The organism is Lelliottia amnigena, assembly GCF_019047465.1.
Classification (GTDB): Bacteria; Pseudomonadota; Gammaproteobacteria; order Enterobacterales; family Enterobacteriaceae; genus Enterobacter; species Enterobacter amnigenus.
Window position 1 is genome coordinate 719,452 of sequence record NZ_CP077236.1, and the last position, 24,516, is coordinate 743,967.

Here is a 24,516-nt window from a genome sequence, read left to right on the forward strand (position 1 = left end):
CCTCAAATACATTTTCTCCTGATAAATACAGGCTCAACGGCCCTCACCCCACAATAAAAGTCCGTAGTCAGGCAATAGATCAAAACCGCACAAACCACCACGCAACAATTCCCCAACATTCATCCTCATCCGTTATGATTGGTTTCTGGAAAAATCATTACTTAACTCACGATTCCTGAATCTAATGACAAAAACATCTCAAGGGCTTAGCCCTGCACTCATCCTTTTAATGTCTGTGGCAACGGGCCTGGCGGTCGCCAGTAACTATTACGCGCAGCCGCTGCTGGACACCATTGCGCGCGCCTTTTCCCTCTCAGCCAGCTCGGCGGGGTTTATTGTGACCGCTGCACAGCTGGGTTACGCCGCCGGTTTGCTGTTCCTGGTGCCGTTAGGCGATATGTTTGAACGCCGCAGGCTGATTGTCTCCATGACGCTGCTGGCGGCGGGCGGCATGCTGATCACCGCATCCAGCCAGTCGCTTACCATGATGATTATTGGCACCGCGCTCACGGGGTTATTCTCGGTCGTCGCACAAATTCTGGTGCCTCTGGCGGCAACGCTGGCTGCACCTGATAAACGCGGCAAAGTGGTCGGGACCATCATGAGCGGTTTATTGCTCGGGATTTTACTGGCGCGAACGGTGGCAGGATTGCTGGCAAGCCTCGGCGGCTGGCGCACCGTTTACTGGGTGGCGTCGGTGCTCATGGTGATCATGGCTCTGGCGCTGTGGCGCGGATTGCCAAAAGTGAAGCAGGAAAATCACCTGAACTATCCGCAGCTACTTGGGTCCGTTTTCAGCTTGTTCACACAAGATAAACTGCTGCGTACCCGCGCGTTGCTTGGCTGTTTTACCTTCGCCAACTTCAGCATTTTGTGGACGTCGATGGCGTTCCTGCTAGCCTCACCGCCGTTTAACTATTCCGAAGGCATGATTGGCCTGTTTGGTCTGGCCGGCGCAGCAGGCGCGTTAGGCGCACGTCCTGCAGGTGGACTGGCGGATAAGGGCAAATCGCACCTGACCACCACCGCAGGGCTGATTCTGCTGCTGCTCTCCTGGGCGGCTATCTGGTATGGGCATATTTCCGTGATGGCGTTGATTGTTGGGATTCTGGTTCTCGACCTGACGGTTCAGGGCGTGCATATCACCAACCAGACGGTTATCTATCGCCTGAAACCCGAGGCGCGTAACCGCCTGACGGCCGGTTACATGACCAGCTACTTTATCGGTGGGGCTGCGGGGTCACTGATTTCCGCCTCGGCGTGGCAACACGCTGGCTGGGCGGGGGTTTGTCTGGCCGGAACAGTCGTCGCTGTCATCAACGTCATCATCTGGTGGCGCGGATATCACCTACAGGAAGCAATTAACTAAGCTTTACATCGGTTTGGGGCTTCTTAGGGTGTTAAGGAGCCCTGCAGTCTGTTAAGGTTAAAGGTAATCATTTATCCCAGAAATTTTAATGTGGGTGACATATTAGATTGCCGCATGAACAGTTCATACTTACAGGCTGCTCCCAGTTTCACCAGGTTGACATTACATCCTCTCCGTTTGAAACCTCATGCTGTTTCTCGTCGCCCGACCCCGTCTTTCGTGGGCGTTTGCCCTTCCTTTTCTGTGCTCACCGGGTCACGGATTCACCCGGCACTTGCTGACAGTGATATAAGTTTGGCGGATATAACCGCACAAATAATTCATTTACATTATTTGTCACTGTCGTTACTATATCGACTGTAATTAATGAGGTCATGCCCAAATGGATAGTTCGTTTACGCCCATTGAACAAATGCTTAAATTTCGCGCCAGTCGTCATGAGGACTTCCCATATCAGGAAATTCTGCTGACCCGCCTGTGCATGCACATGCAAGGTAAACTGCTGGATAACCGCAATAAAATGCTGAAAGCTCAAGGGATTAACGAGACGTTATTTATGGCGTTGATTACCCTGGAGTCTCAGGAAGATCACAGCATTCAGCCGTCCGAACTGAGCTGTGCGCTGGGTTCATCGCGCACCAATGCCACTCGCATCGCCGATGAGCTGGAAAAACGCGGCTGGATTGAGCGCCGTGAAAGCGACAACGACCGCCGTTGTTTGCATCTACAATTGACCGATAAAGGTCACGAATTCCTGCGCGGGGTGCTGCCACCTCAGCACAACTGCCTGCACCAACTCTGGTCGGCGCTGAGCACGACCGAGCGCGATCAGCTAGAGCAAATCACCCGTAAGCTCCTCACCCGTCTGGATCAGATGGATGAAGATGGCGTCATTCTTGAGGCGCTGAGCTAACACGACGACACGCTCAAACATCCAGATTTAACAATAACTGACAGGCCAGCACATCACACTGCTGGCCTTTCTGACAACAGGTCGGCTCAGCCGATGTGAAAATAAGAAGATCGTGGAGAACAACAATGAGCGCAAATGCGGAGAATATTCCCCCGCAGCAACCAGCTAACAAGAAAGGCAAACGTAAGAGTGCCCTTCTGCTGCTGACCTTGCTCTTTATTATTATTGCTGTGGCATATGGTATCTATTGGTTTTTAGTGTTGCGTCATATTCAGGAAACGGATGATGCATACGTGGCAGGGAACCAGGTTCAGATTATGGCCCAGGTGTCGGGCAGCGTGACGAAAGTCTGGGCTGACAATACCGACTTTGTGCAAAAAGGGGATGTGCTGGTTACGCTCGATCCGACCGATGCTCAGCAGGCGTTCGAAAAGGCGCAGACCGAGCTGGCTTCCAGCGTGCGACAGACACGCCAGTCGATGATTAACAGCAAGCAATTGCAGGCCAGCATCGACGTGCAGAAAACCGCGCTGGCGCAAGCGCAAAGCGATTTGAATCGTCGCGTACCGCTTGGCACGGCGAACCTGATTGGTCGCGAAGAGCTGCAACACGCGCGTGACGCCGTGGCCAGTGCACAGGCACAGCTTGATGTAGCAATCCAACAGTACAACGCGAATCAGGCGATGATTCTGGGCACCAGCCTGGAAGACCAGCCGGCGGTAAAACAGGCTGCAACCGAAGTGCGTAACGCCTGGCTTGCCCTGCAGCGTACCAAAATCGTCAGCCCAATGACCGGCTATGTCTCACGACGTTCCGTGCAGCCTGGCGCGCAGATTAGCCCAACCACTCCGCTGATGGCGGTGGTTCCGGCCACTAATCTGTGGGTAGATGCAAACTTTAAAGAGACGCAGCTCGCGCATATGCGTATCGGCCAAACGGCAACTATCGTCAGTGATATTTACGGCGATGACGTGGAATACACCGGGAAAGTGGTCGGTCTGGATATGGGGACAGGGAGCGCGTTCTCGCTGCTGCCAGCGCAAAACGCGACCGGCAACTGGATCAAAGTGGTCCAGCGTCTACCGGTGCGTATCGAACTGGATCAAAAACAGCTAACGGATCATCCGCTGCGTATCGGGTTGTCCACGCTGGTGACCGTCGATACCACCAATCGTGATGGTCAAATGCTGGCGAACCAGGTGCGTACTAATCCGGCTTACGAAAGTAATGCCCGTGAAATCAGCCTTGATCCCGTCAATAAGCTGATCGATGACATCGTGAAAGCGAACGCCGGTTAATCCGAAGGTGAGCGTTATGCAACCGCAAAAATCGCAAAAACCATTGGAAGGCGCGCCACTGGTCATTATGACCATTGCGCTGTCGCTGGCGACCTTCATGCAGGTGCTGGACTCCACCATCGCAAACGTGGCGATCCCGACGATTGCCGGTAACCTTGGCTCGTCACTGAGCCAGGGGACCTGGGTGATCACCTCGTTCGGGGTCGCGAATGCGATCTCAATTCCTATCACGGGCTGGCTGGCAAAACGCGTCGGCGAAGTCAGATTGTTCATGTGGTCGACGGTACTGTTCGTCCTCGCCTCATGGGCGTGTGGGATGTCCAATAGCCTGACGATGCTGATCTTCTTCCGCGTCATTCAAGGGATTGTGGCGGGGCCGTTGATTCCGCTGTCGCAAAGTTTGCTGCTGAACAACTATCCGCCCGCTAAACGCTCTATCGCGCTGGCGCTATGGTCGATGACCGTTATCGTCGCGCCGATTTGCGGACCGATTCTCGGCGGATTTATCAGTGATAACTATCACTGGGGCTGGATCTTCTTTATCAACGTGCCGATTGGCGCGGTCGTCGTGCTGCTCACGCTGCAAACGCTGCGTGGTCGCGAGACGAAGACCGAGCAACGACGCATTGACGGCGTGGGTCTTGCACTGCTGGTGGTGGGCATCGGTAGCCTGCAGATTATGCTGGACCGCGGTAAAGAGCTGGACTGGTTTGCCTCGCAAGAGATTATCGTGCTGACCGTCGTGGCGGTGGTCGCGATAAGTTTCCTGATTGTCTGGGAGCTCACGGACGATAACCCGATAGTCGATTTGTCGTTGTTTAAGTCGCGAAACTTTACCATCGGCTGCCTGTGTATCAGTCTCGCCTACATGCTCTACTTCGGTGCAATTGTGCTGCTTCCGCAGCTGTTGCAGGAGGTATACGGCTATACGGCAACCTGGGCGGGCCTGGCGTCAGCGCCGGTGGGATTGATTCCGGTACTCCTGTCGCCGATTATCGGTCGTTTTGCGCATAAACTCGACATGCGCAGGCTGGTGACATTCAGCTTTATTATGTATGCCGTCTGTTTCTACTGGCGTGCCTACACGTTCGAACCGGGGATGGATTTTGGCGCGTCCGCGTGGCCGCAGTTTATCCAGGGCTTTGCGGTGGCGTGCTTCTTTATGCCACTGACCACCATCACGCTGTCCGGCTTGCCGCCTGAGCGTATGGCGGCGGCCTCGAGCTTATCGAACTTTACCCGAACGCTGGCAGGCTCAATCGGGACGTCGATTACCACCACCTTGTGGACCAGCCGGGAATCATTGCACCACGCCCAGCTGACGGAATCGGTTAACGTCTACAACCCGAACGCGCAGCAGATGTACAGCCAGCTCGAAGGAATGGGCATGACGCAGCAGCAGGCCTCCGGCTGGATCGCCCAGCAGATCACCAATCAGGGTCTGATTATCTCCGCGAACGAGATTTTCTGGATTTCGGCGGGGATATTTATCCTGCTCCTGAGCTTGATATGGTTTGCCAAACCGCCATTCGGCGCGGGTGGTGGCGGCGGTGGTGCGCACTAACCGGTTCCGTAGACGAGAAAGTTGTCCGTTTCTCTCTAGCTTCTGTCAGTTCTGATAAAGCAGCGCTCCTGAAATCGCTTCACGATAGTGAAAAGACAACAGGAGCGCATCATGCTGAAACAACCCGCACAAAAATATCAGCCTTTCCCCCCAATCTCTCTGCCCGACCGTCGCTGGCCCGAGAAACGTATCACCCATGCGCCACGCTGGCTTTCCACCGATTTGCGCGATGGCAATCAGGCGCTCGCCGAACCGATGGACAGCGCACGCAAACTGCAATTCTGGGAGTTACTCCTTGGCTGCGGTTTTAAAGAAATTGAAGTCGCGTTCCCATCCGCATCGCAAACTGACTTTGATTTTGTTCGCCAGCTGATCGACGAAAATCGCATTCCCGATGACGTCACGATTCAGGTCTTAACTCAGGCGCGGGAAGAGTTGATTCTTCGCACCTTTGAATCGTTGCGCGGTGCGAAAAAGGCGACCCTTCATCTGTATAACGCCACCGCCCCGCTGTTTCGCCGCCTGGTTTTTGGCATGGACAAGGCGCAAATTATTACGCTCGCAACCCGGTCCACGCGTCTGATCCGACAGCTCTGCGAAGAAAATCCACAAACGAGCTGGCAGTACGAGTACTCCCCGGAAACGTTCTGCTTTACCGAGCCAGAATTTGCGCTGGAAATTTGTGAGGCCGTGGCCGAAATCTGGCAGCCGTGCCCCGAGCGCCCGATGATTATCAACCTGCCCGCGACCGTTGAAGTGAATACGCCGAATGTGTATGCCGATCAGATTGAATATTTCTGCCGCCGCTTTAGCCGTCGCAGCGAGGTGTGTATTAGCGTTCATCCGCATAACGATCGCGGTACGGGCGTCGCCTGTGCCGAACTGGCGATGATGGCCGGTGCGGATCGCGTGGAAGGCTGTCTGTTTGGCAACGGCGAGCGCACGGGCAATGTGTGTCTGGTGACGCTGGCGATGAATTTATACTCCCAGGGCGTCAGCCCGGATCTGGATTTCAGCGATATGAATCAGGTCGTTGAGGTGGTGGAAAGCTGTAATCAGCTCCCGGTGCATCCACGTCATCCGTGGGCGGGGCGTTTGGCTTATACGGCATTTTCAGGCTCGCATCAGGATGCGATTAAAAAAGGCTTCGATGCGCGTCAGCCGGACGACCGCTGGGAGATGCCCTATCTGCCGGTCGATCCGCAGGATATTGGCTGCTCCTACGAAGCGGTGATCCGCGTGAACAGCCAGTCGGGAAAAAGCGGCAGCGCGTGGCTGATTGAGCAGAATCACGGTCTGAAATTACCGCGTGCGCTGCAGCAAGATTTTAGCCAGCATGTGCAGCAGGAGGCCGACAGCCAGGGGAAAGAGATGACGCAAAACGCGCTCTGGCAGCTTTTCCGCAGCCGTTACGGACTGATGCCCTCTGGACACTTTACCCTGGAAACGTATCGCAGTGAGAGCCTGCAGGACGGACAGTTGCGCCTGGCCGCCTCGGTGGTCACCGGTGGTGGGACGCGGCAGCTTGAGGGCCAGGGAAACGGTTTGCTGTCGGCCGCCGCCAATGGCATCAGCCGTTGGCTGGATAAGCCGTTTGTGATTAAGGATTATCATGAGCATTCGCTGGGGGAGCGCAGCGACAGCCGCTCGGTGGCGTACATCCGCTGTCTTTTCCAGGATGGTACCAGTCGATGGGGTGTGGGGATTGATAGCGACGTGGCGCGCGCGTCAATTCAGGCGCTGTTTAACGCCGTCGGTTAGGCATCTTTGAAATAATCGCTGGGCGAAATGCCCATTACCCGGCGAAACATGGCCGTGAAAGCGCTGTGGCTGCCGTAACCCAGGTCCAGCGCAACGCGTAATACCGGCTGGCCTTGCGCCAGTCGCAGCAGGGCTTCAACCAGACGCGCCCTTCTCGTCCACTCCCCGTAGCTTAACCCGGTTTGCTGCTGAAAATGGCGGTTAAGGGTGCGCTCACTCATGCTAGTCAGGCTTGCGGCCTGCGCGCTGCTCAAGGTTAATCCGGGGTCCTGGCGGATCTGCTGACAAAGCTGTCGCAATGACTCGCTTTGCGGTTCCGGGAGATGAAACGGCAGGACAGGCAGGGTGCGGATTTCATCCAGAATCAGTTCGTAGACGCGCTCATCGCGGCTGCCGGGAGAATAAGATTCGGGGAGATCGAGCGAGGCGACAATAAGTTCACGCAGTAACGGCGAGATCTGCACGATCTGGCAGGACGCCGGCAGATCGGCGCGGGCAAGCGGATCGATAAAAAGCGTGCGCGCCGCCACGTTGCCGGTAATGCGAATCGCATGCTGCGTACCCGCTGGCAACCAGACGCCTCGTCCAGGTGGAACGACCCAACATCCTGCAATCGTATCAACGCGAACAACTCCGCTCAGGCTATGCAGTAGCTGGGCACAATCGTGCTGATGGTACGGCTCGCTGTCACCATGACGATAATCATGAGCGTAAGGAACCAAAGGGCGATGGGTAAAAGAGAAGGCTGTGGTGGTGGTCATGGGTTAGGCTTCCCTCTCCCTGAGGAGAGGGGAATGGCGCACTAAATGTGCAGCTCTTTCAGCGTTTCTTTCGGCAGCGCCAGCTCTTCGTTACTGTTCACGCGAACATCACGATCGAGAATATGACGCGCGATCTCCTGCGCTTCTTCCAGCGAGTGCATATGATACGTACCGCACTGGTAGACGTTCAGCTCAGGGATCTGGTTCTGCTCTTTGACTTTCAGTACGTCGGCCATCGCCGCTTTCCAGGCATCCGCCACGCGCGTTTCTTCAGGGGTGCCGATCAGGCTCATATAGAAACCGGTACGGCAGCCCATCGGAGAGATGTCGATGATTTCAACACCGTTACCGTTCAGGTGATCGCGCATGAAGCCTGCGAACAGGTGCTCCAGCGTGTGAATGCCTTTTTCGGGCATCACTTCTTTATTTGGCACGCAAAAACGCAGGTCAAACACGGTGATCGCGTCGCCGCTCGGGGTATGCATGGTTTTTGCCACACGTACAGCAGGTGCTTCCATACGGGTATGGTCGACTGTGAAGCTATCTAATAACGGCATACGTCACCTCCGATAGTGATTATTTTTAAAATAAAATGAACTCTTTGTTCAACCGCGCGTCTTACTCTATGAAAGACGCGCATTTGTTATCATCATCCCTGATTTCAGAGATGTTATTTTGGCCACAGCGATGTGGCCATTTTCTTTTCTGTCAGGCGTGTTTCGCCAAAAACGCATCGAACGATTCAGTGTCCGCCGCTTCGACTTCACGCTGGCGTGCAATGGATGCCTCGCGTTCCGCCACGAAATCTTCTTCGCTCAACACTTCCAGCGGCTCCTGCTGCAACATGTCACGGTACTGCGCAGCGAGCGTACGGCCTGTGCCACCGATACCTTGATCAATCATAGAACGCAGAATGCGTGCCGAGAACGTCAGTTCAGGGTTATCAAAGCTCTCGACCAGTTGGTCGCACACTTTTTGATATTCCTCACCACCGTAAAGGCTGTCCATCGTCTGCGCGACGCGTTTGAGATCGCGGAACAGATCTTTGCCCACTTTTGCCAGCGGGAACTGTGCCGTTTCACAACCAATGCCTAATGTCAGGCCAGGTTTGCGTCCTTCAAGTATTACGCGATTCCAGTTGGTGCGCGTACACAATAACTCGTCAGCACTCATTTCCGGCGCATCCGCCAGAACACACCAGACCATAAACAGATCGAGGAAACGGATCTGCTGCTCGTCAACGCCAATGGGCGAGAACGGGTTGATGTCCAGGGAACGGACTTCGATATACTCGATGCCGCCGCGCTCCAGCGCATCTGACGGTGCTTCGCCGCTGCGCGTGACGCGTTTCGGGCGAATCGGCGCATACAGTTCGTTTTCAATCTGCAAAACGTTACTGTTAATTTGCAGGCGTTTACCGTCTTTTTCGAGCCCGATCGTTTCGTACTCTTCCGACGGCGTTTTGATCGCCCGCTTCAATCCTGCCACATACTCGTGCAAATCGTTAAACGTAATACCGAGATTGCTTTGCGACTTATTGGTATAACCCAGATCGCTGAGGCGTAATGAGGTGGCGTACGGCAGATAGTACATGCCGCAGTCGGTCTTTTCGAACGGTAGCGTCGTCGGTTTGCCCTGCAAGAATGAGGAGCAAATCGCCGGGGAGGCACCGAACAGATACGGGATCACCCAGCCAAAACGGTAGTAGTTACGAATCAGGCGGAAATAGCCCGCTGAGATCGCTTCTTTATCCGTTTCACCGCATTTTGCCTGCCAGAACGCCATCGGCAACGAGAAGTTGTAATGCACCCCGGAGATGGTTTGCATCAACGCGCCATAGCGGTTTTTTAAACCTTCGCGGTACAGCGTTTTCAGTCGACCAATATTCGACGTGCCGTATTGCGCCAGCTCAATATCCTGGCCCTGCTCAATGTAGCAAGGCATGCTGAGTGGCCACATGCGCTCATCACCCAACTGACGGGCGGTGTAGCGGTGGACATCACGCATTAGCGTCAGCATATGATCGATATCGCCATCAACCGGAGTGATAAATTCCAGCAGCGCTTCGGCAAAATCGGTCGTGATCCATTTATGAGTCAACGCAGAGCCTAACGACTCCGGATGGCCGGTTGTTGCCAAACTACCATCCGCGTTTACGCGCAGTGTTTCGCGCTCAAGCCCGCGCTGTATACCCTTCAGGGCCTGAGGGTGCTTTTCCAGCCAGGCTAGCGCCTGTGATACGTCCGGGATCAAATTGACCTCCCGCCTGTCAATAATAGTTATCCAGCATAATTGTAATGGTTGACGATTGAAGGTCGTTTATTCATTCCACCAATTAGTGCCACCACGTCATGCCTTGCAGTGTTGCCAGTGCCACGAGGACATAGCGCAACGCCTTACCAAGGCATAAAAAAAAGAGCACTGGTCCCCATGAGATGCGCATCCACCCTGCCAGCAGACACAGCAAATCCCCTATTACAGGCATCCAGCTTAATAAAAGCGTGGCAGCACCATAGCGTTTAAGCCAGCCTGCTGCCTTTTCCTGCCAGCGTGATTTTTTACGCAGCGGAAAGAAACGACCAAGAATAACGTTAGTCAGCCCTCCAAGGCTATTACCCATTGTTGCTATTAAGACCAACAACCAGGGCTGACTCACGCCTGACAACAGCATCGCGACCAGCACAACTTCGGAGTTACCCGGTAAGAGTGTGGCACTTAAAAAACTGCTGGCAAATAACGAAGCAAGTGACAGCAAGTCACTCACAGTAAGCGAACATCCACTGCATCCATTCCGGCGGCATGCGCGGCCTGAATACCAAAATCTGCATCCTCAAAAACCACGCACCGAGACGCGGCGACACCCATTAATTCTGCACACAGCAGAAAGGTATCCGGCGCGGGTTTATGATTTTTAACATGATCGGCGGCGACCACTGCCGAAAAATAGTGACGCAGTCCAAGATGATTGAGCAAAGCTTCGGCTACCGCGCTTTCACTCCCCGTCCCCACTGACATCGGGCGACGGCCGTGCCACTCTTTAACAACATCAATCAGCGGAAGCGGACGAACCGTGTCTAAAAGCATCGCTTTGACGGCGTCGGTTTTTTCGCGAGCGAGCAGGTGGGGGTCCAGATCGGCTTGATTAAGTTCAATCACCGCCTGAGCGATACGCCAGGTTGGCGAGCCATTGAGCGCCACCATTGCCTGTAAATCGAAACGCATTCCGTAACGACTCAGAACATCATCCCACGCTTTACGATGAGTGGGTTCGGTGTCCAGGATAGTGCCATCCATATCGAAGATCAGACCGTCATACTGTGTGTACATCGTGCTCTCGCCCAACGATTAACAAAGCATTACTTTAACGTAAACAAGGATTTTTGTCGCTGACAGTAAGAGTGATAGCTGATGAAAAATTCAGGGGATAAATTGAAGAAGAAAGAGAGGGTGAATCCGGGAGGATGACTGGGTATTGCCTCACCCTGCGTCGCCATTGCTGAAGCAACGTTATCTTTCCTGGTGCTCGCGATAAATTCGCAGACCATGAATGAGTAGAGTTGAGGTTAATTTGGAGAAGATGGTGCATCCGGGAGGATTCGAACCTCCGACCGCTCGGTTCGTAGCCGAGTACTCTATCCAGCTGAGCTACGGATGCATCAGGGTACTGCCTTCAGAAATGATAAATGTGCATCCGGGAGGATGACTTGGTACTACCTCGCCCTTCGGGCCGTTGCTGAAGCAACGTTATCCTTCCTGGTGCTCGCGATAAAGTCGCAGACCATGAACTAACAGATTCACTGTTAATTTGGAGAAGATGGTGCATCCGGGAGGATTCGAACCTCCGACCGCTCGGTTCGTAGCCGAGTACTCTATCCAGCTGAGCTACGGATGCATCAGGGTACTGCCTTCAGAAATAGTAAATGGTGCATCCGGGAGGATTCGAACCTCCGACCGCTCGGTTCGTAGCCGAGTACTCTATCCAGCTGAGCTACGGATGCATCGGGATTTACTATGGTACTGCTTGATACGTCATGTCACTTCGAAAGCAATATGAAGTAATAGATGGTGCATCCGGGAGGATTACTCGGCTGCGCCTCACCCTTCGGGCCGTTGCTGAAGCAACGTTATCTTCCCTGGTGCTCGCGATAATTTCGCGGACCGTGAAATAACAGTGCCGCTGTTATCTCGAAGAAGATGGTGCATCCGGGAGGATTCGAACCTCCGACCGCTCGGTTCGTAGCCGAGTACTCTATCCAGCTGAGCTACGGATGCAAAATGGCGGTGAGGCGGGGATTCGAACCCCGGATGCAGCTTTTGACCGCATACTCCCTTAGCAGGGGAGCGCCTTCAGCCTCTCGGCCACCTCACCACACAACGCCTCTTGCGAGTGCTTCGGAGAACTTGTTAAGAGCTCTTCGTCGCTGCGTGGCGCATATATTACTTTCTGGGACTTATAAGTCAAACAATTTTCCACAGACATTTATCGTTTGCACAAATCACAGGCAATTCGCATGCAAAAACCACAAAGAGGGTGTTTTATAAGCGGATTTTACACACGTTAAAGCAGCTTTCTGCAGGTGAAGAGACTGATTTTGGATGAGATAAGATTCTGGAGAGTGTGAAAAATCGAGCGAATGAAATAGAACGGTAACTTTATGCAGGAACAATGGCAAGAGGGTTGCGTCTCGCCGGAAAGCGAGACGCGATAATATCAGTAACTGGACTGCTGGGATTTTTCAGCCTGGATACGCTGGTAGATCTCTTCACGATGGACAGAGACTTCTTTAGGGGCGTTCACACCAATACGAACCTGGTTACCCTTTACCCCTAGAACTGTCACGGTGACCTCATCCCCAATCATGAGGGTCTCACCAACTCGACGAGTCAGAATCAGCATTCTTTGCTCCTTGAAAGATTAAAAGAGTCGGGTCTCTTGTATCCCGGCATTATCCATCATATAACGCCAAAAAGTAAGCGATGACAAACACGTAAAGTGTAAGCAGTCACGGCATCACATTCTGTTAAACGTAAGTTTAGCCGATATACACAAACTCAACCTGACTTTATCATTGTCGATAGCGTAGTAACTAATACGCCATAACTGCAAGGTTATGGCGTCTGTTTACGCTTTGTAATTATTACAGTTTAGCACTTACCCAGCTTTCAACGCTGGCCAATGCTGCTGGAAGTGCCGCTGCATCCGTACCGCCGGCTTGCGCCATGTCCGGACGACCGCCACCTTTGCCACCCACCTGCTGAGCGACCATACCAATCAATTCCCCTGCTTTCACGCGGTCAGTCACATCCTTAGAGACGCCCGCAATCAGAGAAACCTTACCTTCGACCGCTGTCGCCAGAACGATAATTGTCGAACCGAGCTGGTTCTTCAGATCATCAACCATGGTACGAAGCATCTTAGGTTCAACACCTGCCAGTTCACTGACCAGCAGTTTGACACCTTTAATATCAACCGCTTTGCTGGAGAGATTTGCGCTTTCTTGAACGGCTGCCTGCTCTTTCAGTTGCTGCAGTTCTTTTTCGAGCTGGCGACTACGTTCCAGTGCGCTACGCACTTTCTCACCCAGATTGTGGCTGTCACCTTTCAACAGTTGAGCAATATCGTGCAACTGATCGCTTTCAGCGTGCAGGCTGGCGATAGCACCTTCACCTGTTACCGCTTCGATACGACGCACACCCGCCGCGGTACCCGATTCGGATAGGATACGGAACAGGCCGATATCACCGGTACGGGAAGCGTGAGTCCCGCCGCAGAGTTCGGTAGAGAAATCACCCATGCTCAGCACGCGAACGCGCTCATCATATTTCTCGCCAAACAGCGCCATCGCGCCTTTAGCTCTGGCCGCCTCGAGATCCATGATGTTGGTTTCGATAGGCAGGTTACGACGGATCTGCGCGTTAACCATATCTTCAACCGCGCGGATTTCAGACGGTTTCATCGCTTCAAAATGAGAGAAGTCGAAACGCAGGATTTTGTCGTTGACCAGAGAACCTTTCTGCGCAACATGAGTGCCCAGAACGTCACGCAATGCGGCGTGCATCAGGTGCGTTGCAGAGTGATTCAGACGAATGCGTTGGCGACGTGCTTCATCGACTTCTGCCTGAACGCCCTCACCGACTTTCAGAGAACCGGAAGCAAGTTTGCCGATATGGCCAATTGCCTGACCGTATTTCTGAGTATCGCTGACAGAGAAGCTAAAGCCGTGGCCTTTCAGTTCGCCTTTATCGCCGACCTGACCACCGGATTCCGCATAGAATGGGGTTTGATCGAGAACGACAACCGCATCCTGACCAGCGCTAATGCTCTCTACGGCTTTGCCGTCGACAAACAGGGCGGTAACTTTGGCGTTCAATTCCAGGCGATCGTAACCCTGGAATTCAGATGCGCTGTCCACACGGATCATCGCATTGTAATCCGCGCCAAAACCGCTGGATTCACGCGCACGGCGGCGCTGTTCTTCCATGGCGGCTTCAAAGCCAGCTTCGTCCACTTTGATGTTGCGCTCGCGGCAAACGTCTGCCGTCAGGTCAACCGGGAAGCCGTAGGTGTCGTACAGACGGAAGGCAGTTTCGCCATCCAGCGTATCGCCGGTCAGCTGAGACAGTTCTTCGTCCAGCAGTGCCAGACCGCGCTCCAGGGTACGAGCAAACTGCTCTTCTTCTGTTTTCAGGACCTGCTCAACCTGCGACTGTTGGCGTTTCAGCTCTTCGCCTGCATCGCCCATGACGCCCACCAGCGGACCGACAAGTTTGTAGAAGAAGGTGTCTTTCGCGCCCAACATGTTGCCATGACGAACAGCACGACGAATGATGCGACGCAGCACGTAACCACGGTTTTCATTCGACGGAATCACGCCATCAGCAATCAGGAACGCACAAGAACGAATATGGTCTGCGATAACGCGCAGAGATTTATTGCTCAGATCGGTGGCACCGGTCACTTCAGCAACAGACTTAATCAGCGTGCTGAACAGATCGATATCGTAGTTGGAGTTGACGTGTTGCAGAACGGCTGCAATACGTTCCAGACCCATACCCGTATCAACGGACGGTTTTGGCAGTGGCTCCATCGTGCCGTCAATCTGACGGTTGAACTGCATAAAGACGATATTCCAGATCTCAATATAGCGATCGCCGTCTTCTTCTGCTGTCCCTGGAGGTCCACCCCAAATATGGTCGCCGTGATCGTAGAAGATCTCGGTGCACGGACCGCAAGGACCGGTATCGCCCATCTGCCAGAAGTTGTCAGACGCATATGGCGCGCCTTTGTTATCCCCGATACGAATAATTCGCTCACGCGGGATACCAACTTCTTTCTCCCAGATTTCGTAAGCTTCGTCGTCGGTTTCGTAAACGGTAACCCACAGACGCTCTTTCGGCAGGTTGAACCAGTTTTCACCGGTCAGCAATTCCCATGCGTACTGGATAGCGTCGTGTTTGAAATAGTCGCCGAAGCTGAAGTTACCCAGCATCTCGAAGAAAGTGTGGTGACGTGCGGTGTAGCCGACGTTTTCCAGATCGTTATGTTTACCGCCCGCACGTACGCAACGCTGTGAGGTTGTCGCACGGGAATAATTACGCTTATCGAGACCAAGGAATACATCCTTGAACTGGTTCATCCCGGCGTTGGTAAACAGCAGAGTCGGGTCATTGTTCGGTACCAGGGAGCTGCTGGCAACTACCTGGTGTCCCTTACTATGGAAAAAATCGAGAAACGCCTGACGGATCTCAGCGGTGCTCTTGCTCATAATTATCCTGAAATCAAGCTAACGAAATGTCGCAGCCAGCCTGTACCTGTTGACGATTGGACGGGCCAGCTACTGGAAAAAGTGGGAATAAGATAAGTTTTCTTTGGAGGGAAGTAAAATGCAGCATGCGTTCAATCGGTAAAATTACGCCATATAGCCTGAATATCTTCCATCAGGTAGCCACGGTAGAGTAAGAAACGCTGGATTTTTACTTTTTCTGAAAATTCACGCGGCAGAGGTTCACCGTACTTACGAACGGCTTGATCCCGCGCCAGTTCACCCCAGTCTATATCGCATTCACGCATCGCCTGTTCTGTTGCTTCGCGAGCGATCCCTTTCTGATTAAGTTCCTGACGAATTCGCGCAGGCCCGTAACCTTTACGGCTCCGGCTGGCGATAAAACGCGTCACAAAACGCGTGTCATCCAGGTAGCTGTGCTCATAGCACCAGGCGATCACGCGATCATAGTCTTCCTCAGTCGCATCGATCGCCTCCGGTCCATTTTTACCTATAACGGGAGCAGCTAACTTGCGCCGCAGTTCTTGTTCACTGTGATCGCGTACACCAAGAATCCGCACGGCACGGTCTAATAAACGGGCGTAGGCAGGACGACGCGGTTTTGATTCACTCATATAAAACCTGCTGTATGACAAATGCAAAAAGGGCCGCAATAGCAGCCCTTGTTTTTACACCAGATCATTAGAAATCTGGGTTGGTTTCTTCAGCATCTGCGGCATCAACAACGAAGTCAGGTTTAGAATCCTGGTTACTGAGAAGGAGTTCGCGCACTTTCTTCTCAATTTCTTTCGCTGCTGCTGGGTTCTCTTTCAACCAGGAGATAGCATTCGCTTTACCCTGACCAATTTTGTCGCCGTTGTAGCTGTACCAGGCGCCTGCTTTTTCAATCAGCTTCTCTTTCACGCCGAGATCAACCAACTCGCCAAAGAAGTTGATACCTTCACCGTAAAGGATCTGGAATTCAGCCTGCTTGAACGGAGCGGCGATTTTATTCTTCACAACCTTCACGCGGGTTTCGCTGCCGATCACGTTATCGCCATCTTTCACTGCGCCGATACGACGGATATCCAGGCGAACGGACGCATAGAACTTCAGTGCGTTACCCCCGGTAGTGGTTTCCGGGTTACCAAACATCACACCAATTTTCATACGGATCTGGTTGATGAAGATCAGCAGCGTATTAGACTGCTTAAGGTTACCGGCCAGTTTACGCATTGCCTGGCTCATCATACGTGCCGCGAGGCCCATGTGAGAGTCACCGATTTCACCTTCAATTTCCGCTTTCGGCGTCAGTGCCGCAACGGAGTCGACAACGATAACGTCAACTGCGCCAGAACGTGCCAGCGCATCACAGATTTCCAATGCCTGCTCACCGGTATCCGGCTGAGAACACAGAAGATTATCGATATCTACACCGAGTTTACGGGCATAGACTGGATCCAGCGCGTGTTCTGCATCGATAAACGCACAGGTTTTGCCTTCGCGTTGTGCTGATGCAATAACCTGCAAAGTCAGCGTCGTTTTACCAGAGGATTCCGGTCCGTAGATTTCTACGACACGGCCCATTGGCAGGCCACCCGCGCCCAGCGCGATGTCCAGAGAAAGCGAACCCGTGGAGATCGTTTCCACATCCATGGAACGGTCTTCACCCAGGCGCATGATGGAGCCTTTACCGAATTGCTTTTCGATCTGGCCCAGCGCTGCCGCCAACGCTTTCTGTTTGTTTTCGTCGATAGCCATTATTACTCCTGTCATGCCGGAAATCCGCTTACGTATTCCCGGGAGGTGAAAACTGTTCTGTTGAAGCAATTATACTGTATGGTCATACAGTATCAAGTGTTTTGTAGAAATTGTTGCCAGAGCGTTTTTAACGCGTATTCCGTTGCCTGACGGCGCACGCTTTCACGATCCCCGCTGAAGCACTCCCGGCGGGTGATTCCCTGGCCTTGTGCCGTGGCGAAACCAAACCAGACGGTACCAACGGGTTTCACGTCGCTACCGCCATCGGGTCCGGCGATACCGCTGACAGAAATCGCAAAATCTGCCTGCGCGGCTTTAAGTGCACCGATGGCCATTTCAACCACCACCGGCTCGCTCACCGCGCCGTGCTGTTCAAGGGTCGGTTCACGCACCCCAATCATCTGGGCTTTGGCTTCGTTGCTGTAGGTTACAAAGCCGCGTTCGAACCATGCGGAGCTACCCGCGATATCCGTAATCACTTTTGCCACCCATCCGCCCGTACAGGATTCCGCCGTTGTCAGCGTAGCGCCACGCTGCTTCAACGCCAGCCCTACCACTTCGCTCAGCTGCATCAATTCATGGTCAGTCATCATCGCTTTCGGCTCCTGAAAAACATGCAGCACAATGTAGCACTTTCTCGTGAGATAGGGAGATGGGGTTCAGGTTTTACGAGGAGGCTTCAGAAAAAGCCGATGCGACGTCATCGGCTCAAAAAAAGAATTACTTCATGCTATCCGCAATCGTTTTGACGTTATGACGAAAGGCTTTTACGTAAGTATCCGCCACGCCACCTTTGGCCGACAGCGCCTCAGGATAAAGTTCCCCACCGGGCTGGGCGCCCGTTGCAGTGGCAATTTGTTTCACCAGACGCGGATCGAGCTGGTTTTCCATAAACCAGGTCTTCACGCCGTCAGCCTTAATCTGATCAATGATCGCCGCCACCTGTGCAGCGTTCGCCTCACTCTCGGAAGAAAGCCCCTGAGGAGCGATAAAATTCACCCCATAAGCACGACTAAAATAGCCGAACGCATCATGGCTGGTCAGCACGTTACGTTTTTGCTGGGGAATCTGGCTAAACTGCGTTTTCGCCCAACTATCCAGCTGCGTGAGCTGAGCGATATACGCCTGACCAGAAGCCTCCAGCGCCGCTTTATCTTGCGGATCGGCTTGCACCAGACCTGTAAGAATATTTTGTGCATACAACGCCCCGTTCGCAGCGCTGTTCCAGGCGTGAGGATCAGTTACGCTTTTGCCCTCTTCTTCCAAAGTGTGGATTTTAACTCCAGAAGAAGCCACCACTAGCGTCCCTTTAAACCCTGACGCTTTGATCAGCCGGTCGAGCCAACCTTCCAGCCCTAAACCGTTCACCACCACCACATCAGCTTTACTGAGCGCTGCACTGTCTTTTGGTGAGGGCTCAAAGGTATGCGGATCGCCATCCGGGCCAACCAGCGTCGTCACGCTCACATGCTTGCCCCCCACTTCCTGCGTGATGTCACCGAGAATGGAAAAACTCGTCACCACGTTCAGCGTTTTAGCCAGCGCGCTCTGCGTCATGAATCCCAGCACCAGCGCAATCATTACCCTTGTTCGTTTCATCTTCACGTCCCCTTGCGTTGAAAAAGCGCACGCAGATTGCTGCGCGAGCCAAATAAAACGGAAAAAATAAATAACGCGCTCGCGGTCAGTACGATAGACGGCCCGGCAGGCAAACTTGCCGCCCATGACAGGCTCAATCCAAACCAGGCGCAAAAAATCCCGCTGATGCCCGCCATAAGTAACAGTCCTGGCAATGTTCGCATCCAGCAGCGTGCAGCGACGGCAGGCAGCATCATTAAGCCCACCGCCATCAGCGTGCCCAGCACCTGAAATCCGGCGACGAGGTTAAGCACCAGCAAGGCAAGAAACAGCCCATGTAACAATCCGGGCAACGCGCGTGAATTGACCTGTAACCAGGCGGTATCGAATGCTTCGGTGACCAGGCCACGATAGAAAATGGCCAGCATCAATAAGGTGAATATGCAGACGCCCGCCACAAACAGTGCCGCAGCGTTATCAACCGCCAGAATCGAGCCAAAAAGCAGGTGCAGAAGATCGACACTGGAACCGCGAAGTGAAACCAGCGTGACGCCCAGCGCCAGGGAGCCAAGGTAAAGTCCCGCAAAGCTGGCGTCTTCTTTGAGCGGCGTACGCCGACTGACCAAACCGGCAATCAGCGCAACCAAAATTCCGGCAATAAATCCGCCCACACTCATCGCCAGCAGTGACATACCGCTGAGCAAATAACCCACCGCGACACCCGGTAAAATAGCGTGCGACAGAGCATCACCCATCAGACTCATGCGGCGGAGCAGTAAAAAAACGCCCAGCATCGTGGTACTCACAGAAAGGGCCAGACACACCACCAGCGCGCGACGCATAAATCCGTATTCAATAAATGGCTGGAAAAAGAGATGCCAGATCATGCCACCCTCGCGCGTACTGTTGCCCAACACGGTGTGCCGGTATCTAAACGCAGTGTCTGAGGGAAATGACGTGCCACGCGCTCGCTGTCATGCAACACCGCCAGAACGGTTTGCCCTTGCAAATACATATCCAGCATCAATTCCATCAGCACGTTACAGGTGGCTTCATCGACACCCGTAAAAGGTTCATCCAGCATCACCAACGGCGCGTTCTGCACCAGCACTCTGGCAAAAAGCATGCGCTGGAATTGCCCCCCGGAGAGTTCATCAATCGTCGACGTTGCCAGCGCCTGCAACCCAACCCGCTCAAGCGCGCTGGCGATACGCAAACGCGTTTTGCGCTGCAATCCCGACAATAAAGAGATGCCGGGCCAACAACCCATACTCACCACATCCTGGACGGTCAGGGGAAATTGCGCTTCCAGCGAGTGGCGCTGGGCCAGCCAGCCGATGACCGGACGTTTTTCCTGCCAGCGAAAACCCCCGCTCACCGGAGGAATAAATCCCGCGAGCGTTTTTAGCAGCGTCGATTTACCGCAGCCATTCGCGCCGATAATTGCCGTCATACTGCCGCGCTCAATGACGCCATTGAGCGCCTGAGTAACCGACTGGCCGTCATATCCGGCCACCAGATTCTGTAGCTCAATCATGGGAGAATCACCGCCCAGCGCACCGCCAACGCAATAATCGATATCAGCCCAAAAGCCATAAGGAGTCGCGCCAGCGCGGAAAGAGAGAGAAGCGAGATAGACATATTGACACCACAAATAATGTTATAACATAACACTAATAAATTGCGATGCAGATGTAAATACAGAAGATGATAATGGAGTGTGGCGAAATGTTACCGTTGCTCTTCTTACCGTGGCGGTAAAAATAAAGCGCGACGTATCAACGAGCGACCTGATGGTTTGCCGGAGATGAGCCCCTGCTCCGGCAAACCATACATCAGTGGGAAAACTTACTGACTAAACGGGGATGCCGCAGGCACACGCGCCAGCGCAACCGCCTGGCCCAACTGCCACACCGCCATTGCGTAGTGCGTGCTGTGGTTGTAGCGGGTAATCGCGTAGAAATTCGGCAGGCCGTACCAGTATTGATAACCCGTACCAATATCCAGACGCAGTAAGCTCACCTGCTGGTTGTTGTTCAGCGGCTGCATTGGCGTTAACCCGGCTGACGCCAGTTGTGCCACGCTATATTTGGTTTTGAAACCATTTTCCAGCCCTGGCGCCTGTCCGTTGGCCTGCACGGCAACCGGCTCGCCTTTCACCCACCCGTGCGCTTTGAAGTAGTTCGCCACGCTGCCGATGGCATCCACCGGATCCCACAGGTTGATATGCCCGTCACCGTTAAAGTCCACCGCGTATTCTTTATAGGACGACGGCATAAACTGGCCATAACCCATTGCGCCCGCGAATGAGCCTTTCAGATCCAGCGGATCGTCCTGCTCGTTGCGCGCCATCAGTAAGAAGGTTTCCAGCTCGGACGAGAAATAGTCTGCGCGGCGCGGATAGTTAAAGGAAAGCGTCGCCAGCGCATCGAGAATGCGCGTTTTGCCCATCACGCGGCCCCAGCGGGTTTCCACACCAATAATACCGACGATGATTTCAGGCGGAACGCCGTAGACCTGCCATGCGCGGTTCAGCGCATCTTCATATTGATTCCAGAATGCCACGCCGTTTTGCACGTTGTCCGGGGTGATGAACTGTTTACGATAGCGCAGCCACGCACCGTTCGGCCCTGTCGGAGCCTGCGCGGTTGGCGCTTGTCTGTCCATCAGGCGCAGCACGTAATCCAGACGTTTAGCCTGGGACAAAATCTCGTGCAATTGTTGTCTGTTAAAACCGTGCTTGCTCACCATCTTATCGATGAACTGTTCGGCCGCAGGGTTATTGGCGAAATCACCGCCCATCTGCATGACATTGTGCTGCGGCTCCAGCAGAAAACCGCCGGAGGGCGCGCCAGCCGTCTGTTGAACTTCCTCTGTTTTCGGTTTGCTGCTACAGGCAGCAAGCATAATCAGCGCGGGAATGAGCGCTGCGTAACGACGCTTGACCATGAGACATCCATTGAAAGAATTCGATAAGTGGCAAGTATGGTAAAGCATCCGCGACACCTCAAGGAAGGAGTTCTGTGGCGCTAAGCAAAATCTTTCGGTATTGGGCAGGATCCCCACCAGGAGAATGCACTATCATGGGCGCAGCCACATTTCTGTCGGCTTCTCAGACGAGAGGCGCAAGGGATTTTAACCGGAGATAAAAATGAGTGATTTTCTGCTAAACACAGGCCGTCAGACATTAATGCTGGAGCTACAGGAAGCCAGCCGCCTGCCAGAAAGACTGGGCGATGATTTTGTCCGCGCAGCCAACACCATTATTCAATGCGAAGGCAAAGTGATCGTCGCAGGCATTGGTAAATCCGGGCATATCGGCAAGAAAATTGCCGCCACGCTCGCCAGCACCGGCACGCCGGCCTTTTTTGTCCATCCGGCAGAAGCCCTGCATGGCGATCTGGGGATGATCGAAAGTCGCGACGTGATGCTGTTTATCTCCTATTCCGGCTCGGCAAAAGAGCTGGATTTGATCATTCCTCGTTTGCAGGAAAAATCCGTTGCACTGCTGGCGATGACCGGAAAGTCCCGCTCACCGCTGGCGCTGGCCGCGAAAGCGACGCTGGATATTTCCGTTGAACGCGAAGCCTGCCCGATGCATCTCGCACCAACGTCCAGCACCGTTAATACCCTGATGATGGGCGACGCGCTGGCGATGGCCGTCATGCAGGCGCGCGGTTTTAATGAAGAAGATTTCGCGCGCTCTCATCCAGCAGGTGCGCTGGGTGCGCGTCTGCTCAACAAAGTTCACCATTTAATGCGTACTGAAGAGGCGGTCCCGCAGGTCAAACTCAGCACCAGCGTCATGGACGCGATGCTGGAATTGAGCCGCACCGGGCTGGGCCTGGTCGCCGTCTGCGACGAAACCGGTCTGGTTAAGGGTGTCTTCACCGACGGTGACCTTCGCCGCTGGCTGGTCGGCGGCGGCAGTCTGGACGCTATTGTGAGTGATGCGATGACCGCGGGCGGGCTGACATTAAACGCTGAAAGCCGCGCCATCGAAGCCAAAGAGATATTGATGAAACGTAAAATCACGGCGGCACCTGTCGTTGACGACAGCGGCAAGCTTTGCGGCGCCATCAACCTGCAGGATTTCTATCAAGCCGGGATTATTTAACCCTTTAGCCCAAGGCGTTTCGCCAGCCGATGCAGGTTGGCGACGTCCATCTCAAGTGCGCGCGCGCAAGCCGCCCAGCGACGTCCATTTTGATCCAGCGCGCGGGTAATCATCTGGCGCTGAAACGCGTCCGTCGCTTCACGCAAATTTTCATTAGCTATGACAGGCGTTTCCTGCGCCACGGCAGGCGCGGTTTCATCGTGTAAAGCAAAATGTCGCGCGTGGATCACCACCTCATCGCCCAAACGTGCGGCACGTGCCAGGACCACCGCACGATGAATGGCATGCTCCAGCTCACGCACGTTGCCCGGCCAACCGTAACGTAACAAATGGCTGCGCGCGCCGGGGCTTAACACCACGCGTGATAAGCCCATTTTTAACCGGCACTGCTCGCAGAAAAAACCTGCCAGAAGCACTACGTCTTCGCCACGCTCGCGCAGCGGCGGCACCGACAGCGGAAACACGCTTAAACGATGGAACAGATCGGCACGAAAATTCCCGGCCAGCACCTCTTCGCGCAGGTCACGGTTGGTGGCCGCCAGAACACGCACGTCGACGCGCAAACTGCGATCGTCGCCGACGCGCTGAATATCACCGTACTGCAACACGCGCAGCAGTTTGGCCTGGAGGGCCAGCGACAGCTCGCCAATTTCGTCAAGAAACAGCGTGCCGTTATCGGCCATTTCAAACTTGCCGCTACGGTTGCTGATTGCACCGGTAAACGCCCCTTTGACGTGCCCGAACAGCTCACTTTCCGCCACGCTTTCGGGCAGCGCGGCGCAGTTCAGATACACCAATGGATTAACCGCGCGCGGCGAACCTTCGTGAATCGACTTCGCCACCAGCTCTTTCCCGGTGCCCGTTTCACCGCCGATCAGCACGTTGAGATCGGACGCCGCAACAATCTCGATCTCCTTTTTCAGCTGCATCATCCCCGGCGACAGACCAATCATTTCCGTATGCGCGACGTGCTCAAACGCGACCGGGCTGCCCGGCATAATGTTCTGGCTCTCCAGCTGTTCGATCAGCAGGGCATTACTGAGCGCACCAGACGCCAGCGCGGCAATCAGGCGCAGCTCTTCATCGCTAAACGTATCGAACTGGTCCGGCTCCAGACCGTCGAGCGTTAACGCGCCAATCAGATTTTGTCCGGCAAACAGCGGCAGGCCGATACAGGCGTGAACCTTCAGGCTCTCTTGCCCTGGGATTAATCCGTCGTAGGGATCGGGTAAATCGCTGTCCGCCGGGAATCGCACCACGTCGCCCGCACGGGCGATGGTCTCCAGGCGCGGATGCCCTTCCAGCGTAAAACGACGCCCCAGTACATCGTGCGCCAGCCCGTCGATCGCCAGCGGAATAAACTGTCGTCCTTCGTAGCGCAGCAGTGCCGACGCATCGCAATCCAGCACGTGGCGCAGCGTGGAGATCAGCCGCTGAAAGCGATCCTGATGGCCAATCCCGGTTTGCAGTTCAATGGCGATTTTCGCCAGCACCTCTACGGAAAAACTCATTTTTACCTCGCGGTCATTTTGACAATGCATGTTGTCATATTGACAGTCAACAAGATAGTCATTTTGACTACTCATTATGAGTCATTATTTTTAAAATCCATATAAATCAACATGATAAAT

General features: G+C 54.0%; 21 protein-coding genes and 5 tRNA genes. 6 read left to right on the plus strand and 20 right to left on the minus strand.

Annotation, left to right across the window (positions count from 1 at the left end):
- Window positions 1–184 precede the first annotated feature (184 nt).
- The 5 genes from I6L74_RS03365 (at window position 185) to leuA (ending at window position 6,905) form a co-directional block, all read left to right on the plus strand.
- Window positions 185–1,369: an MFS transporter gene (locus I6L74_RS03365; RefSeq protein WP_059177729.1), complete on the plus strand. Its 1,185-nt coding sequence runs from the start codon at window positions 185–187 to the stop codon at window positions 1,367–1,369.
- Between the two features lie 382 nt (window positions 1,370–1,751).
- Window positions 1,752–2,282, plus strand: coding sequence for a transcriptional repressor MprA (mprA, locus tag I6L74_RS03370; protein ID WP_059177728.1), 531 nt, complete (start codon window positions 1,752–1,754; stop codon window positions 2,280–2,282).
- A 125-nt stretch (window positions 2,283–2,407) separates the two neighbouring features.
- Window positions 2,408–3,580, plus strand: a complete 1,173-nt coding sequence (emrA, locus tag I6L74_RS03375) for a multidrug efflux MFS transporter periplasmic adaptor subunit EmrA (RefSeq protein WP_059177727.1) — start codon at window positions 2,408–2,410, stop codon at window positions 3,578–3,580.
- Window positions 3,581–3,596: 16 nt separating this feature from the next.
- The gene (gene emrB / locus I6L74_RS03380; protein WP_059177726.1) at window positions 3,597–5,144 is read left to right on the plus strand and encodes a multidrug efflux MFS transporter permease subunit EmrB; all 1,548 of its coding nucleotides are present in this window, start codon (window positions 3,597–3,599) and stop codon (window positions 5,142–5,144) included.
- A gap of 111 nt (window positions 5,145–5,255) precedes the next feature.
- Window positions 5,256–6,905 (plus strand): 2-isopropylmalate synthase, encoded by a 1,650-nt coding sequence (gene leuA / locus I6L74_RS03385; RefSeq protein ID WP_059177725.1) that lies wholly within the window; start codon window positions 5,256–5,258, stop codon window positions 6,903–6,905.
- Here the strand turns inward: leuA and I6L74_RS03390 are convergent.
- The 19 genes from I6L74_RS03390 to mltB all read right to left on the minus strand — a co-directional run bounded on the left by I6L74_RS03390 (window position 6,902) and on the right by mltB (window position 21,717).
- Window positions 6,902–7,666: an AraC family transcriptional regulator gene (locus I6L74_RS03390; RefSeq protein ID WP_059177724.1), complete on the minus strand. Its 765-nt coding sequence runs from the start codon at window positions 7,664–7,666 to the stop codon at window positions 6,902–6,904. The two genes, leuA and I6L74_RS03390, sit on opposite strands and share 4 nt — an antisense overlap.
- A 41-nt stretch (window positions 7,667–7,707) precedes the next feature.
- A complete protein-coding gene (gene luxS / locus I6L74_RS03395; RefSeq protein WP_015960161.1) occupies window positions 7,708–8,223 on the minus strand; it encodes an S-ribosylhomocysteine lyase in 516 nt (171 codons plus the stop codon).
- 151 nt (window positions 8,224–8,374) lie between these two features.
- Window positions 8,375–9,919: a glutamate--cysteine ligase gene (gene gshA / locus I6L74_RS03400; protein ID WP_059177723.1), complete on the minus strand. Its 1,545-nt coding sequence runs from the start codon at window positions 9,917–9,919 to the stop codon at window positions 8,375–8,377.
- An 82-nt stretch (window positions 9,920–10,001) separates the two neighbouring features.
- On the minus strand, window positions 10,002–10,430 hold the full coding sequence (locus tag I6L74_RS03405; RefSeq protein ID WP_059177722.1) for a YqaA family protein: 429 nt from the start codon (window positions 10,428–10,430) through the stop codon (window positions 10,002–10,004).
- Window positions 10,427–10,993 carry a fructose-1-phosphate/6-phosphogluconate phosphatase gene (gene yqaB / locus I6L74_RS03410; protein ID WP_059177721.1) on the minus strand — a complete coding sequence of 189 codons (567 nt, stop codon included), beginning with the start codon at window positions 10,991–10,993 and terminating at the stop codon, window positions 10,427–10,429. The genes I6L74_RS03405 and yqaB overlap by 4 nt, the downstream gene beginning before the upstream one ends.
- A 251-nt stretch (window positions 10,994–11,244) precedes the next feature.
- Window positions 11,245–11,321 (minus strand) — tRNA-Arg (locus I6L74_RS03415).
- A 160-nt stretch (window positions 11,322–11,481) separates the two neighbouring features.
- Window positions 11,482–11,558 (minus strand) — tRNA-Arg (locus I6L74_RS03420).
- A 29-nt stretch (window positions 11,559–11,587) separates the two neighbouring features.
- A tRNA-Arg gene (locus I6L74_RS03425) sits at window positions 11,588–11,664 on the minus strand.
- A gap of 197 nt (window positions 11,665–11,861) precedes the next feature.
- Window positions 11,862–11,938 (minus strand) — tRNA-Arg (locus I6L74_RS03430).
- A gap of 4 nt (window positions 11,939–11,942) precedes the next feature.
- Window positions 11,943–12,035 (minus strand) — tRNA-Ser (locus I6L74_RS03435).
- Window positions 12,036–12,377: 342 nt separating this feature from the next.
- Window positions 12,378–12,563: a carbon storage regulator CsrA gene (gene csrA, locus I6L74_RS03440; protein ID WP_000906486.1), complete on the minus strand. Its 186-nt coding sequence runs from the start codon at window positions 12,561–12,563 to the stop codon at window positions 12,378–12,380.
- Between the two features lie 241 nt (window positions 12,564–12,804).
- Window positions 12,805–15,432, minus strand: coding sequence for an alanine--tRNA ligase (gene alaS, locus I6L74_RS03445; protein WP_059177720.1), 2,628 nt, complete (start codon window positions 15,430–15,432; stop codon window positions 12,805–12,807).
- A 131-nt stretch (window positions 15,433–15,563) separates the two neighbouring features.
- Entirely contained in the window at window positions 15,564–16,064 is a 501-nt protein-coding gene (recX, locus tag I6L74_RS03450) for a recombination regulator RecX (RefSeq protein WP_059177719.1), read from the minus strand.
- Window positions 16,065–16,131: 67 nt separating this feature from the next.
- Window positions 16,132–17,190, minus strand: a complete 1,059-nt coding sequence (gene recA, locus I6L74_RS03455) for a recombinase RecA (RefSeq protein WP_059177718.1) — start codon at window positions 17,188–17,190, stop codon at window positions 16,132–16,134.
- A gap of 92 nt (window positions 17,191–17,282) precedes the next feature.
- Window positions 17,283–17,780 (minus strand): nicotinamide-nucleotide amidase, encoded by a 498-nt coding sequence (gene pncC / locus I6L74_RS03460; RefSeq protein ID WP_041689711.1) that lies wholly within the window; start codon window positions 17,778–17,780, stop codon window positions 17,283–17,285.
- A gap of 130 nt (window positions 17,781–17,910) precedes the next feature.
- Window positions 17,911–18,789 (minus strand): metal ABC transporter substrate-binding protein, encoded by an 879-nt coding sequence (locus I6L74_RS03465; protein ID WP_059177717.1) that lies wholly within the window; start codon window positions 18,787–18,789, stop codon window positions 17,911–17,913.
- Window positions 18,790–18,791: 2 nt separating this feature from the next.
- Complete coding sequence (locus tag I6L74_RS03470; protein WP_059177716.1) at window positions 18,792–19,655, minus strand: metal ABC transporter permease; 864 nt, start codon at window positions 19,653–19,655, stop codon at window positions 18,792–18,794.
- A complete protein-coding gene (locus I6L74_RS03475) occupies window positions 19,652–20,305 on the minus strand; it encodes a metal ABC transporter ATP-binding protein (protein ID WP_059177715.1) in 654 nt (217 codons plus the stop codon). The genes I6L74_RS03470 and I6L74_RS03475 overlap by 4 nt, the downstream gene beginning before the upstream one ends.
- 311 nt (window positions 20,306–20,616) lie before the next feature.
- On the minus strand, window positions 20,617–21,717 hold the full coding sequence (gene mltB / locus I6L74_RS03480; protein WP_059177714.1) for a lytic murein transglycosylase B: 1,101 nt from the start codon (window positions 21,715–21,717) through the stop codon (window positions 20,617–20,619).
- 202 nt (window positions 21,718–21,919) lie between these two features.
- Between mltB and gutQ the strand changes: the two genes are divergently transcribed.
- Window positions 21,920–22,885: an arabinose-5-phosphate isomerase GutQ gene (gutQ, locus tag I6L74_RS03485; RefSeq protein WP_059177713.1), complete on the plus strand. Its 966-nt coding sequence runs from the start codon at window positions 21,920–21,922 to the stop codon at window positions 22,883–22,885.
- Here the strand turns inward: gutQ and norR are convergent.
- On the minus strand, window positions 22,882–24,396 hold the full coding sequence (gene norR / locus I6L74_RS03490) for a nitric oxide reductase transcriptional regulator NorR (RefSeq protein ID WP_059177712.1): 1,515 nt from the start codon (window positions 24,394–24,396) through the stop codon (window positions 22,882–22,884). The two genes, gutQ and norR, sit on opposite strands and share 4 nt — an antisense overlap.
- Window positions 24,397–24,516 lie beyond the last annotated feature (120 nt).